This window comes from Blastopirellula sediminis (assembly GCF_020966755.1).
Classification (GTDB): Bacteria; Planctomycetota; Planctomycetia; order Pirellulales; family Pirellulaceae; genus Blastopirellula; species Blastopirellula sediminis.
In genome coordinates this window covers 2,921,655-2,934,898 of record NZ_JAJKFT010000010.1, presented here as the reverse complement: position 1 = coordinate 2,934,898, position 13,244 = coordinate 2,921,655, and the positions used below count along the sequence as shown (strand labels likewise).

Annotated in this window: 12 protein-coding genes and 1 tRNA gene; 4 read left to right on the top strand and 9 right to left on the bottom strand. The window is 58.4% G+C overall.

Features of this window, described 5'->3' with window-relative positions; genetic code table 11:
- Window positions 1-21: 21 nt before the first annotated feature.
- The 5 genes from LOC68_RS23625 to LOC68_RS23605 form a co-directional block, all read right to left on the bottom strand.
- Window positions 22-522 carry a response regulator gene (locus LOC68_RS23625; RefSeq protein WP_230223325.1) on the bottom strand — a complete coding sequence of 167 codons (501 nt, stop codon included), beginning with the start codon at window positions 520-522 and terminating at the stop codon, window positions 22-24.
- A gap of 151 nt (window positions 523-673) precedes the next feature.
- The gene (locus LOC68_RS23620; protein ID WP_230223323.1) at window positions 674-1,300 is read right to left on the bottom strand and encodes an HAD family hydrolase; all 627 of its coding nucleotides are present in this window, start codon (window positions 1,298-1,300) and stop codon (window positions 674-676) included.
- Window positions 1,297-1,923, bottom strand: coding sequence for a 3-keto-disaccharide hydrolase (locus tag LOC68_RS23615; protein WP_230223321.1), 627 nt, complete (start codon window positions 1,921-1,923; stop codon window positions 1,297-1,299). Before LOC68_RS23615 ends, LOC68_RS23620 begins: the two co-directional genes overlap by 4 nt.
- An 87-nt stretch (window positions 1,924-2,010) precedes the next feature.
- Window positions 2,011-3,117, bottom strand: coding sequence for a hypothetical protein (locus LOC68_RS23610; RefSeq protein WP_230223319.1), 1,107 nt, complete (start codon window positions 3,115-3,117; stop codon window positions 2,011-2,013).
- Window positions 3,118-3,143: 26 nt separating this feature from the next.
- Window positions 3,144-3,629, bottom strand: a complete 486-nt coding sequence (locus LOC68_RS23605; RefSeq protein WP_230223318.1) for a hypothetical protein — start codon at window positions 3,627-3,629, stop codon at window positions 3,144-3,146.
- A gap of 928 nt (window positions 3,630-4,557) precedes the next feature.
- Here LOC68_RS23605 and LOC68_RS23600 point away from each other — a divergent pair.
- A complete protein-coding gene (locus LOC68_RS23600; protein WP_230223316.1) occupies window positions 4,558-6,105 on the top strand; it encodes a 2-isopropylmalate synthase in 1,548 nt (515 codons plus the stop codon).
- A 58-nt stretch (window positions 6,106-6,163) separates the two neighbouring features.
- Here the strand turns inward: LOC68_RS23600 and LOC68_RS23595 are convergent, their stop codons facing one another.
- A complete protein-coding gene (locus LOC68_RS23595) occupies window positions 6,164-6,658 on the bottom strand; it encodes a DUF420 domain-containing protein (RefSeq protein WP_230223314.1) in 495 nt (164 codons plus the stop codon).
- A 306-nt stretch (window positions 6,659-6,964) separates the two neighbouring features.
- Here LOC68_RS23595 and LOC68_RS23590 point away from each other — a divergent pair.
- Both LOC68_RS23590 and LOC68_RS23585 read left to right on the top strand, forming a co-directional pair.
- Window positions 6,965-7,050: transfer RNA gene (locus tag LOC68_RS23590), tRNA-Leu, on the top strand.
- Between the two features lie 325 nt (window positions 7,051-7,375).
- Window positions 7,376-7,981 carry a hypothetical protein gene (locus LOC68_RS23585; protein WP_230223312.1) on the top strand — a complete coding sequence of 202 codons (606 nt, stop codon included), beginning with the start codon at window positions 7,376-7,378 and terminating at the stop codon, window positions 7,979-7,981.
- 7 nt (window positions 7,982-7,988) lie between these two features.
- On the opposite strand, the gene LOC68_RS23580 is transcribed toward LOC68_RS23585, so the two are convergent.
- Complete coding sequence (locus LOC68_RS23580; protein ID WP_230223310.1) at window positions 7,989-8,312, bottom strand: cupin domain-containing protein; 324 nt, start codon at window positions 8,310-8,312, stop codon at window positions 7,989-7,991.
- A 282-nt stretch (window positions 8,313-8,594) separates the two neighbouring features.
- On the opposite strand from LOC68_RS23580, the gene LOC68_RS23575 reads away from it, so the two are divergent.
- Window positions 8,595-9,104, top strand: coding sequence for a pyridoxamine 5'-phosphate oxidase family protein (locus tag LOC68_RS23575; RefSeq protein ID WP_230223308.1), 510 nt, complete (start codon window positions 8,595-8,597; stop codon window positions 9,102-9,104).
- Between the two features lie 154 nt (window positions 9,105-9,258).
- Here the strand turns inward: LOC68_RS23575 and LOC68_RS23570 are convergent, their stop codons facing one another.
- Both LOC68_RS23570 and LOC68_RS23565 read right to left on the bottom strand, forming a co-directional pair.
- Window positions 9,259-9,921 (bottom strand): class I SAM-dependent methyltransferase, encoded by a 663-nt coding sequence (locus tag LOC68_RS23570; RefSeq protein ID WP_230223306.1) that lies wholly within the window; start codon window positions 9,919-9,921, stop codon window positions 9,259-9,261.
- Window positions 9,922-10,086: 165 nt separating this feature from the next.
- Window positions 10,087-13,008: a hypothetical protein gene (locus LOC68_RS23565; RefSeq protein WP_230223304.1), complete on the bottom strand. Its 2,922-nt coding sequence runs from the start codon at window positions 13,006-13,008 to the stop codon at window positions 10,087-10,089.
- Window positions 13,009-13,244 lie beyond the last annotated feature (236 nt).

The following is a 13,244-nucleotide window of genomic DNA, read 5'->3' as shown; positions in this document are numbered from 1 at the left end:
GCCTACGGATAGGTAATCGTTTTAGGCAAGCTGTCGTTGTTTCAAGTCGTGCAACGCGATCCACCACCGCTCGTTCTTGCTGAATGCGGCCGTTAGCGTCTCGATCAACGGTGCGAAATCATTCACCGGCTTGAACAAGCAGCCTTCGGCGCCGTATCGCATCGAGTCGAGCACCGTCGACAACGTCACGAGCCCGGTCAACATAACGACCTGAATGCCGCCGTCGTATTGTTTGATGTCGCGCAGCAGATCGAGCCCGTTGATCCGGGGCATTTCGATGTCGAGAATGCAAACTCGAATCGAACTGTCCAGCAACGTTTTCATCGTTTTCTCTGGTTGATCCAAAGAAATGACTTCGTATCCGGCGTTGGATAACTGTCGCCCGACAAGCCGCAGAATCTGCGGATCGTCATCGACATGCAGCACCTTTTTGTTCATTCCGGTCATTCGCTCCCGAGAATTGCGATCCTGACGACGACCGTCCGAATCGCTTTTCGCATGCCCCTGGAATCGCCATCGCATCGGCGATCCCTTTGCGGATGAAGACTAGAAAGGGTAGGAAACTATTTCAGAAACGGCGCACAAATCCGCGAAAATTGCGCCTTCCTAGACGCCTAGGCCCCTAGGACTAGCGTTTCCCTCAAGAAGAATCGGCGCGACCCGCACAATCGCACTAACCAATTGCGACCCCACGCTTCTCCAAATCTTCCCGCAGCCGATCGGCGCCGATGTAGAGCACCGCGTCGAGACCGGCTTCGAGCGCCCCGGCCACATTCTCCGGCCGGTCGTCGACAAAGAAGATCGACGACGGCGCGACCCCGGCCTGGGAAATCGCCGCGCGATAGATTCCCCCGTCCGGCTTCATCGACTTCGCTTCGTAGCTCAGCACATATTGCTCAAAGCGATCCTGGAGAAAAGGATACCGCCCGTCGATGCAGAAGTCCCAATGGCAGGCGCAGGTGTTCGACAAGATCCCCATCCGCCGCGATTGCGCATGCAACGTCTCAGCGATCTCGATCACCGGATGGTTCGGCTCAAAGATATCGCTGGCCGCCAAGGCGAGCTCCGCCATGTTGGGCGATCGTCCGGTCCGGTGACAGAAATAGTCGTGAAAGCCGGCCGTGTCGATCTCGCCGGTTTCGTAGCGAACTTGCATACCGCTGAAGAAGACGACTTCGCGAACTTCTTCGACCGACGCATCCGCGACGCGGGCCATCTGGCGACAGGCCCGGTCATGATCGAAATAGAGCAGGACGTTACCGAGATCGAAATAAAAGAACTCGATGGGCAAGGAGCTCATAGTTTTTTCAGTTGCAAGTTGCGATACGACGCTTCGGCGGCAGGTCCGCTATGAATCTGCAAGCCGATGATCCCGGTCCGCGGAATCGCGTCATCCCCTTCCGTGTAATCGACCGTCTGCAAGCCGTTGACCCAAATCTGAATCTTCGGCCCCACGCAGCGGACCTTCAGTTGGTTCCACTCCCCCTTCTTCACCACCTTGGCGACTTCATCGGCCGGGCCTTCGGCCATGAACACCTTGCGGCGCGACTCGTCGTAGAGCGAACCCCAGATCACCCGCGACGGCGAACTGCCAATGTCGCACTGAAAGCCGATCATCTCGTGATGGTTCGGAATGCGTTGGCTGCGGAACTGAATGCCGGCGTTGGTTCCCTGGCCAACGAGTTTCGCTTCGAGCGTCAATTCAAAGTCGCCGTACTCTTCTTTGGTGCAGAGGAACTCGTTGTTCGGAATTGATTTCTCCAACGAACCGGCGACGATCGCCCCATCCTCCACGCGAAACCACTCCGCTTTCCCTTCCCAACCATCCAGCGTCTTGCCGTCAAACAGCGACACTGCGTCAGCGGCCGAAAGGGAAGCGGCCAGAAACATCACCAGCGGAAGCGCAAAGCAGAAGCGAGACATGGGCGGGGCTCCGGAAGAAATGGGGCAGGCGTCGATTTCCTCCCAGGATAATAGAGCGGAGAGCGCCAAGCTAGAACGCCGCCGGGATTATCGCCGCACGTCAAAACCACGTATCTTCGGCTGGTCGTACTGCGCCTGCGGCAGATAATTGGCCGCCGGTTGTTGCGGCATCGCGTTAACCGGCACGCCCGACTGCGGCATCTGATTGTACGGCTGCACCTGGTAAGGCGATTGCGGCGCCGCTTGATAGGCTGGCTGCGGCTGAGCCGGATAGCCGCCCGACGGGATGAAGCCCGGCGAGACGTTCGACGCCGCGGCCGGAGGAGCATAGCCAGGCTGCACCATCTGCAGATTGGGATCGGCGAGATTGACCGAGCGAGCGTCGCTGCGCTGCGGCTTCAGGAAGACGTTGTTCGACGTCATCGGCTGATTGATGCGATAGTCGTAGACGTTGATGGTGAATTCCATCTGAGCCGGCGGCAACTTCAAATCGATCCGGTGCGGCATCGAGACGCCGGTGGTCGGATCCCAGCGATGGGCCGAAGCGAGCGCTGACGCGAGCGTGTTGCCCGCTTGATCATAGACATGCTGCTGCAGCACAAAGCCGTACGTCTTGTCGATGATCGTGCTCTTGGTAATCGTTCCGCTCGGGCCATTGATCGTCGTGCGAACTTCGACGTTCCCATCGGCCGTCGGGAACGGTCCCTGGTGATTGCCGCCCGGTTCAAAGTAGACCAGGCCCATCGCCTGCGAGATCCAGGTCGGCTCGACCGGCAGCAGTTGCCGTGCGGTGCTGTATTGGTATTGATCGTGTCGGCAATAGACGAGACCCGGCCAACCGTCGGCGGTGGTCCATGCCCAGAACTCTTCGTCGTTGCTGCCGAAGTCGAGAACTTGCCCCATCAAAGCCGCTTCGCCGGTCAGGCGAAAGTTACGCGGCGGCGCCATCGAGATGTTGGCGCGAATCGCGGGAAAGCCGTGCAACGAGATCGTCGCGCCGGTCGTTTCGGCGGTCTGCACGCGCATGGTGTTGCCGTTCACCTGGGCGATGATCTGCTCCAGCGTCGGCTCGGTGGCGAACGCAACCGGTGCGTTGTTGACCGGCATCGGGCGGAGCATCGCGGGACAACCGGCGCCCATCGACATGCAGAGGACGCCGCCCCAGAGGAGCAGCCAAAAAGTTTTCGCGTACACGGCTTCCATGCCTTTCGCTCGACAGCTTACGCCGCCGAATCGAGTAACTTTGCGACTTCGGTTTGTATTTCGGCGATCCTCGCCGCACTGGGACTCGCGACCGGCACTTCGTACTGCATCTCGCGCTTCGCGCTATAGACCAGCAACTTCTCCGGTCCCTCCCCTTCTCCGTCCGCCTCATCCAACCGCAAGATCTTGCGGCGAATCATCAGCAGCGCCATCACGTACCGCACATCTTCTTTGGTCGGATCTTCGGCCAGACTCTCAAAGTAGTCGAGCATCACGTCGCTTGGCGCCCAATCGGGACCGCGCGACTTGCCGCTTGGCAGTTCCGACTTCCACCAACCGACGGCGCCTTCCGGCGCTCCTTGCCAGGCTTCGGCCGAGTAGTCTTGGCGCACAACCTCGGCGCCATCCCGGACCAGGACCGAGTAAATCGTCTCGCCCGGCAAAAGCTCTCGATCTGTCGCAGCACAGCGGCGAGTGCACCGCTGAACATCAAAATCCATCATGGGCTGGTATTGCGCGTCGACGTGCATCGGCTAGCGTCGTGCGGCGTCGCGTCTGACTAAATTGCTGGCGGTCTTCTACGGTTCGCCCTCGGTAGGGCGGCGGCAGATAGTACGCAATCGGCGGAAGTCGTTCAATACGCAGTATAAAAGCGCGAGTCGCTTCCTCCAGAACCAATTTCAAATCGGACGGTGCGATAGCACTTGGGGCATTTCCCCTCGTAGTGCGTCCCCTCCCGGTTCTTATAGATGCGGACGTAAACGCTGCAGCAGGAGAACTGGATCCCCAGAAAGTCGCGGCGCTTCGCGCTTCCGGTTTCGGAACGCGGTCGCGGATTCGGATCGCTGCTGAGATCTAATGAATCACCCGGCACTTGCGAAACTCCTTTCTATTTCCTCCTACCGTGGCGCCAATTCTATCGCCCGGCAGGCCCGCAATCCTAGGTTGATTTCGACTGCTATCACCCGCCGTCGGGGCCAAAATAGGGTTTTCCGCGGGCCCTGCAGAGTCTTAAAGTCTGATGAAGCCGCGATTTCCGGCTTGCTGGCGACCGATTGCCGGTTGACTGAACCTTGTGGCGCAGTTACAGTCCCTACAGAAGCTTGACTACTTTTGTAGCCCAAAACTGACCAACAAAGACGATGCCCTGCATTTCGCTATTACCGCTCCTACTACTAACCGGTCTTCGGCCGTAGGGGAGAGCGTACGCAGCGCTTGCATCAACCAAAATTGATCAAAAGCCCCAGGCCCCCCGAACAGGTCCTGGGGCTTTTTTATTGGATTCCGCGATCGATGTTTACCCATTTTCACCCTGACGCACCGCATATCGGCGGTCGAGGCCGGCTGCTACTAACCGCGCCGGCGCCCGGCCGGCACGCCGATTCGATACATTATTAGTACATCCACCTACGTCAGGTTTACCGAGATACCATGTCCAACCAACGCACCATCAAGATCTTTGACACTACGCTCCGTGACGGCGAACAATCTCCCGGCGCCAGCATGAACTTGCCCGAAAAGATGGAGATCGCCCAGGCCCTGGTCGACCTGGGAGTCGACATCATCGAGGCCGGCTTCCCGATCGCTTCGCCCGGCGACTTTGAAGCGGTTCATGAGATCGCCAGCAACATCCGCGGCGCGACGATCTGCGGTTTGGCTCGTTGCAACGATCGTGACATCGATCGCGCTTGGGAAGCGTTGAAAACGGCCAAGTCGCCGCGGATCCACGTCTTCCTCGCCACCAGCGCCATCCACCGCGAGTTCAAGCTGAAGATGACGCCGGACGAAATCGTCGCCCGGGCGATTGAAGGGGTTTCGCGAGCGGCCGGCTATTGCGACGACGTTGAGTTCTCGCCGGAAGACGCCGCTCGGACCGAGCCGGACTTCCTCTGCCGAGTCGTTGAAGCGGCGATCAAAGCGGGAGCCACTACCGTCAACATTCCGGACACCGTCGGCTATGCCACGCCGTCGCACATGGGCCGCGTCATCAGCGACCTGGTCAAACGGGTACCGAACATCGGCGACGCGGTCATCTCGGTTCACTGCCACAACGACCTCGGCCTGGCGGTCGCCAACAGCCTGGCGGCGGTCGAAGCAGGCGCCGGTCAGATCGAATGCACGATCAACGGCATCGGCGAACGTGCCGGCAACTGCGCCTTGGAAGAAATCGTGATGGCGATGCGCACGCGCAACGACTATTACAACGTCGCGACCCACATCAATACCGAGCGTCTCGTTCCGACCAGCCGTTTGGTCTCGAGCGTTACCGGCATGCAGGTTCAGCGCAACAAGGCGATCGTCGGTCGCAACGCGTTCGCCCATGAGTCAGGCATTCACCAAGACGGCATGTTGAAAGAGCCGACCACCTACGAAATCATGCGTCCCGAAGACGTCGGTTTCGCCAAGACCGATCTGGTGCTCGGCAAACATAGCGGTCGCGCCGCGTTGGCCGATCGTGCGAAAGGCCTCGGTTATCACCTCAGCGGCGAGCAGTTGCAGGTCGTCTTCGAGCAGTTCAAAGAACTGGCCGACAAGAAGAAAGACATCTACGACGGCGATATCTCAGCTCTCTGCGAACAGCAGATCCGCGGCAGCGACCTGACGAAAGAATGGTCCCTCGTCTCCTTCGAAGTTTCTTCCGGAACGAAGCGTAAGCCGAACGTCAAAATGACGCTGAAGCACGCCGGCGAAGAACACTCGGCCGAGGTCTCGGAAGGAGACGGTCCGATCGACGCCGCGTTTTGGGCGGTCGAACGGATCACCGGCGTGAAGCTGAACTGCAAAGACTTCCAGGTTCGTAGCGCCACCTTAGGCCGCGACGCTCAAGGAACCGTGATCGTCGACATCGAGCACGAAGGAGCGATCTTCCGTGGTCGCGGCGTTTCGACCGACACCGTCGAATCGACCGTCCTGGCGATCCTCGACGCGGTCAATCGCATCTGCTGGAAAGCGGCCAAACCGGCAGCCGCCAATTCGTAATCGCGACAAGAGAAACGGTTGCCCCCGGTAGCTCACGCTATCGGGGCGGCCTGCTTTGCTACGACGCCACAAAGCCCAAGTAGTAAAAGATCCACCCAGTCACCGCGGTCATCGTCATGCCGATCGCCGCGATCCGCGCCCAGAACTTGTGCGAGTTGCTATAGCTATTCGGCATCACTGGCGCTGGGAACTTGCGAACCGCCATCACGATCACGTAGATCCAGAGCAGCGGCGTCGGAATCGCAAACGCCAGGTGGATGTAGAGACTCCAGTCGACCGTCCCTGACGCGTAATAAGGAGAAGGCTCCGCCAACTCGCGCCAGTTGGTGAAGAACCGCATATCGACCTCGAATGCGACCACCGCCAACAGCAACACCACGCCAAGCGTGATTTGCAACCACTTGTGGAGGTTGTACATCCGCCGAAAACGAACCAGCGCAATGCTGATTCCCATGATCACAATGACGGCGAACATCGCCAGAAAGACGAAGTCGAGCATCACCGAACCACGGGTCGGCAGAAATCCATAGTTTTGCGCGATCAGCGTGAGCATCCCCGTCGCCCCCAGTAGCGAATGCCTGCGAAAGCGGATAGTTTAGCGAGATTTTGCGGCCTCGTAACCGCCAGTTTGCTATTCCTTTATCGGCAGACCGAGGGGTCCGCCACGATCGAATCAGTCGGCGGTTGCCCAGGAATCGCGAAAGGAAAGTCGCATGGCAGCCTATACTTGTGACGATTGCCCCCGGTCGCCAGAATAGCGACACCCTCCGACACTGGCCCGCAAGCCAGCCAGGGAATGCGGCCCGCAATCAAGCCGCCGTCGGAACCCAAAACAATCGGGGCCCAATCCCCAAACCACGGCCGAGTGGCGAAATTGGCAGACGCACAGGATTTAAAATCCTGTGGAGGTAACACTCCGTGCGGGTTCGAGCCCCGCCTCGGCTACTTTTCCTGCTTTGACGCATAAAACTACAAAAAAAGCGCCGCCGATGATCGGTGACGCCTTTGCATGGGGATGCTACTAACAGGGCTTTCTGTTACTTCTTCAATTCGAACGTAAAGTTCGTCGCGTTGGCGGTGAGCAAATGAAACTTCGGCGTTCACGGGGACAGTCCTGCAAATTGGCCCAATGATTTCGCCACCTAAGGGGAAACTCGTTAGAAAGCGAAGCTTCGCTCGTCGGTTCCTCATGCATCGCTCCGCAAAAATTCATCCAATGGCAGTCCAATAGGGGATCTTTAAACCCAAGCCCCTGGGAAGGATCTCCTGGATGCGGAAACTGCTCACCTGTGCGTTATTGCTGACACTTCCGGCCGTGATCGGGGGATGCAACTCCAGCGGCCCGCAATCCTCCGCAGAGTTGGTCGCCGCTTATCGTGCGGCGCAAGCCTCTGACGACAACACAGAGATCAATCGGCTGATCGTTTGGGTGGAAGACGTCCGCCCCGACCTTGCCGATCCGTATGAAGGGGGCGAGCCGTCGCGACGCCTGACGCGACAAGCGATTACTTGGGCGCTGGTCAGAACTTCCGCCTCCAGCGGGCAGACGTCGATCGAAACGATCGAGCGGCCGGAAGAGTTTCAAGACGCCGCAATTTCGCCGCAGCCGCTTTATTGGGTCCGCATCGCGCATCACAATCGCGACGCCTCTCGACCTTCGGAATCCCATCGCGGTTGCATCGAGTTGCCGATCATCTCCTTCAACGGCGCCCACTATTTCTACGGCACGCCTCATTGCACGGTCGAAACGACCTTCGACCTCGCCGGGATGCTCAGCAAACCGCCGCGGCAAGACGAATTGGAGATTCCTCGTTTAGAAGGCGAGCAGCGGCTGCTCGTACGCTCGGAGTCGGCCGCAACGCAGCTGGCCAACTAGCGATGTACTAACGATAAAAAACCGCCAGCCAGATGGTCGATTCCTCCGCCGTCGTCCAGGCGACGCGATGTCGCTGATGCGCTGGAAGCAAGATCGCCTGACCTGCGCGAAGTTCGATCGGTTCGCTTTCTCCTTCCAATTCCAACCGCGCGGCGCCTTGCAGCAGCAAGACCCATTCATGCTCGTCCTGGTCGTACCAGAAATCAGGTTCCGAAGCATGTGCGTGCGAAACGATTCGTTCGATGCGCAGCGACTCAGTTTCTAAAAGCGTCTCGAACAACTCGGCAGGGAGATCGGCCGGCACGTTGGCAAAGAGGTCTGCGATTTGCATTCTTAAGACTCATGAATCGGTGGAGCGAAATTCGCCTTTCATTGTAACGATTCGCTCCCCTTCTCTGGTCGCGCGGCGTTCAGCCCGAACGGTTCGACGCCAGCACTTAAGGGCGGCTTGCGCGCAAGGTTTCCTTTTCTCTCGATGCATTCGTAAATACGGTCATCGGCACGCGTATTGCGGCGAGTATCTGTAGACGCCCAACGCTTCAAGCGGCATACGCCCGCAGAGTTATTTGAAGCGATCCGCACTCCCACCCGTTCGTATTACAAGGAGTTCGCCATGACCAACAAACCAGAAAGACAACAGGTGATTGATACGCTGCGAGGCCTGATCGACAACATCCGGCACGCGATGTTGGTCACGACCGACAGCGAGGGGCAACTGCGTAGCCGCCCGATGTGCACCGCGGGCCACAAGTTCGACGGCGACATTTGGTTCGTCACCTGCGCTGACGATCCCAAGGTTGGCGAAATCGCCGCCCACCCACAGGTCAACGTCTGTTACGGTTCGCCGACGCACGACGACTTCGTTTCGTTATCGGGCAGCGCCGAGATCGTGAAAGACCGCAAAAAGATTGAAGCCCTCTGGAATGATCACCTCAACGATTGGTTCCCGGACGGATTTGAGACGCCGAACTTGGCGCTAATTCGGGTCGACGTCCATGAAGCCGAATATTGGAAACATCATTCCCGCGGCATGAAAGGGATGGTTCGCTCGCTCTTCACCAAGCGAATCGCAGAAGATCACGAACGGATCACCTGGGAAGAGCACGCAGCGATTTCGACGTAGATGACGCGTGCCTAGAATCCAAGAGGCGAAGCGGCGGCAACAACGTTTGCCGCCGTTTTTTATCGACACTAGCCCGCAGCGCAAGCGAGGGAATGGGTTTGCCACTTATATCCGGGCGTATTCCCTCGCTTGCGCTGCGGGCTAGTGAACTGAACTACGCGGGTTTGACGCCGATTGCGGCTCGGACCGGCATCGACCAGATTTCCATATCGATTTCTTTTTCGATCTGGAAGCCGGCGTCGGCGACGAGGGTCACCACGTCGATCGGCTGGCAATCGACAATGTGCGGGAAGTGCTGGTGCATCCAGATGTAGGTCTTTTCGAGCACGCTCGCTTTGTCGCCGGTTTTGACCGTCGCCATCGAGACGACGCCGATCTTGCCGCCGGGCTTCAGCGCCTTCAACATTTCGCCCAGCACCAGCGGAATGTCCGCCGCGTCAAACAGTTCCAGCGTGAAGCTCATGAAGGCGGCGTCAAAGCTGCCCGGCGGGAAGTCAAGGTTTCGCGCGTCGCCGATGTGCAGTTCGATCTGATCGGCGACGTCGGTCTTGGAGATCTTTTCTTCCGCCACTTTTTTCATGCCGGGCGAAATATCGACGCCGATCACTTTGCCGGTTGGACCGACCAGCTTGGCCAGATCGATCAGCGAGTTGCCGGTGCCGAACCCGATTTCCAAGACTCGGGCGCCTGGCTGCAAGCCGAGATTATTCTGCCCCATCTCGCGAGCTTTGTGCTCGTTGGAGTCGGCGATAAAGTCGTAGGCGCCGCTGATGCGGTCATAGAACGATTGGTTCGTTTGCTGGTGTTGATCGGGCATCAAGAAATCCTTCGCGTGACGAAATCCAAAAACAAGTCGGTCAGGAGCAGCAGCCGCGCAGCAAATCTGGCTCGGATCGATTTTGCCAGACGGCGGCGCATAAAAAAAGCGGACGGCTCACAGAACGAGCCGCCCGCCGAAAAAATCAGCCGTTTTCCAACCCCCTTAGCTGTTGGAAATCGTGATATTGGAGAACTGACTGACGGCGTAACCGTCGGCGTCGTCGTCACAGATTAACGTCAGGTAATCAAACGTACCGGTAAAGAACTTGCCGACTTCGATCGTCCAGGCATTGCCGACGATCGTGATGTACGGCGAGATATCGGTGGTCGCGTTGATCCCCCAGTTTTGCGAACCGGCCATCCGGAAGCTGCGTTTCGCGTCGGCCGTCCCCAAGGTCGCGTTGGTCGCAAATCCAATTCCATGGATTTCGCCGATCGAATCGCTCTCGAAGGTAAACGACAGGACGGTGGTGGACGTAATCGTCAAACCGCCGTTCAGGGCGAGCGCCTTCCAGCCGTTTCCTTCGATCCGAATCGTGTCGCCGTCGATGCTGACGACGCTGGGCGCCTTGTCCTGATCGCCGCCGAAGCTCATCAATGCGACCTCGTCAGGCAAGCCGTCGATCGTAATCGTCGGCGTGTAGGTCACGTCGAAGATCTTGATGTTACTGAAGGTCGCTTTGACCGCGTCCGACACGTCGTCGTCATTAACGATCGTCAGGAAGTCGAACGAACCGGTGAAATACTGACCGACCGGAATCTGGAAGACGTCCGGAGTCAGCGGATCATCGTCATGATCGACCAGCAATTGATCGACGTTGCTCGCGTTGATCCCCCAGTTCTGCGACCCGGCGACGCGGAACGTTTGGCTAGGCGAAATGTTCTCCGGATCGTTGGCGAAGCCGATCGCGTGAATTTCGCCCAACGTTTCGGCGTCGAACTCGAACTGCAGAATCGTATTGGCCTTGATCACGATATCTTCCGGAAGATCGATCTTCTTCCACGAATTCCCTTGGATCGTGATCGAGTTGGCTTCGTTATCGATCGTCACCGAGTTAATCGCGTGGTCCTGGCTGCCGCCGTAGGTCGAAACGATCCCCGTCATGCCGGTTCCCCCCAAGTCGATCGACGTGGTCGGAATCTCCTCGAAGAGTCGAATATTCGAGAAGGAAGACTCCGCCGCCGAATTGGCGTCGTCATCATTGACCAGCACGATGCGGGTAAACGGATTCTCGGCCGTACTCGTATAGAACTGACCGACCGGAATTCGCACCGTCGTGGTTCCCGGAACGACCAGCGATGTCGCGTCGATTCCCCAGTTCTGGGTGCCGGCGATACGGAACATCGTGTCGGGGGCGAAGTCGTCGTCGACGTCAAAGCCGATCGCGTGGATTTCCCCTTCGCTGATCAAGTTGAAGTCGAACTCGAGGACCGTGAACTCAGTAATCACAAACGTCCCGAGGACCTGCTTCCAGGTATTGCCGGTCAACGTCAACGTCTTGCCATCTTCCGAGATCGCCAGACCATCGGGCGTTTTGTCCTGCTCGCTGCCGCCATAACCGAGCACTTCGCCCGGAGTGAAGATGACGGTCGGCGGATCTTCAGTCGGCGTATCGGGATCTTGCGGCAGCTGGAAGCCCAACCGTCGCGCAAAGACGTCGACTTCGGTCGCGCTCACGCCGCCGGTGAAGAGCGTGACGATGTCGCCGCGATCATTCATTCCCAGGCTGAAGTCGAGCGCAGCGCCGTTTTCGTAGTCGTCCGACGTGCCGACGACGTCCGTCGCCGCCTTGACGTAGCCAACCGGAACGCCGTTGAGGAGATCCTTACCGTACTGCACGACGTAGAAGCTGACCGGAGCGCCAGTATAAAGCGACTCTTGATAGCCGATCGCAATGTTGCCGCCGTTGTCCATATCAATGCGGGCGAAGCGTTGCCGTCCTATCGAGCCGGTGACGTCGGTACCGGTCACCATGATCTCGTTGCCGAAGCTTGGAAACGCGTTCGGAAGAGCCGAACTGCCGGAGGCTAACGTCAAGTTCGCATCACCGAAGCCTGAGAAGACTTGCAGGACGATCTCTTCGTTGTTGTCGTAGGTCGTGAAATTCGACTTCGACGTAATGCGTCGCGTGTAAGCGATCGCAAGCTCGCCGGCGTCATTGACCGAAACGTCGGGCGTCGCATAGCGAGCGGTCGACAGACTGGTTTGGTTGGTGATCGACACCTCCTCCAATTCGACCGCGACGACGCCGCCGGAAGTGATGTCGAAGCGGCGATACCAAACCTGTGAACCAGCGTTCGTCTGGTTGGTCGCCGCCCAGACGACAATGAATCGTCCGTTATCGTCAATCGCGACTTCCTGTCCGCTGGCCGCCAGCGGCAACGTCTGGACGCTGAACGATGCGCCGGTGGTCGTCAATTCATCGAAGTAGAAGTCGTCAAACGCCACGCCAGAGAGCGTATTGACCTGGCTCCAAACGGCGACGATCTGCCCCGCGTCGCTTAGAGCGAAGGTCGGCTCGTTCGCCGCCTGCAGTCCGACGACTACTTCGCCGCCGACCAGCGTTCCATCGGCGTCGATGCGTTGCATTCGAAACGGCAATTGCGACCCGTCAATCTCTCGCCAGCCAACGACCATTTGACCGGAAGAATTGCTGGTAATTTGCACCGAGTCAATTTCGCTGGTCGTCGTCTTCAGCAAGACGAGCGGCCCTTCCGGGGTTCCGGTATCGGTCCGAAGCGGATCCAACGGATCGCCGGCTTGCGTACCGGAGTAGCGCTGCATGTAAATCGAGTATTCGCCCGATACGCTGCTGTCGATCCAGACGGCGACGTAATCGCCGTTTTCGAGCACGGCGACCGCATCGCCGGCGGCGCCAAACGACTGAAGGCCTGCGCTATCGTCAACGGCGAACGGATTATCAGGATCGGCCAGCGGAGCGGGAAACGCGCCAGAGGCGTCCATCACTTCGCGACGCTCGAGAAAATCAACTTGGGGAAGTAAGCTTTCGGCCCGACGGCGCTTCGATTGCGCAGCACGGCCCGAAATGCGCCGCAACAGCGACGCAAGTTGGTCCAGGGACATAGACGCCAACTCCGATCAAAGACAAGGGGGAGGAAAAAAGATCGGGAGAGCGAATGCAGCGATTAATTCGCATTACTCGCTCGACGTGCCGATATTAGTCGAGGTTGATCGATGAGTCGACCGCTTCTCGCGCCTTTTACGAAATCTTGCGCGATTAGGGCGAAACAGTTTAACTAGTCATTAAGCTTTGCGTCGCCGATCAGAGAAGCGCATTGGGTTGAGCGAAGTTTACGAAC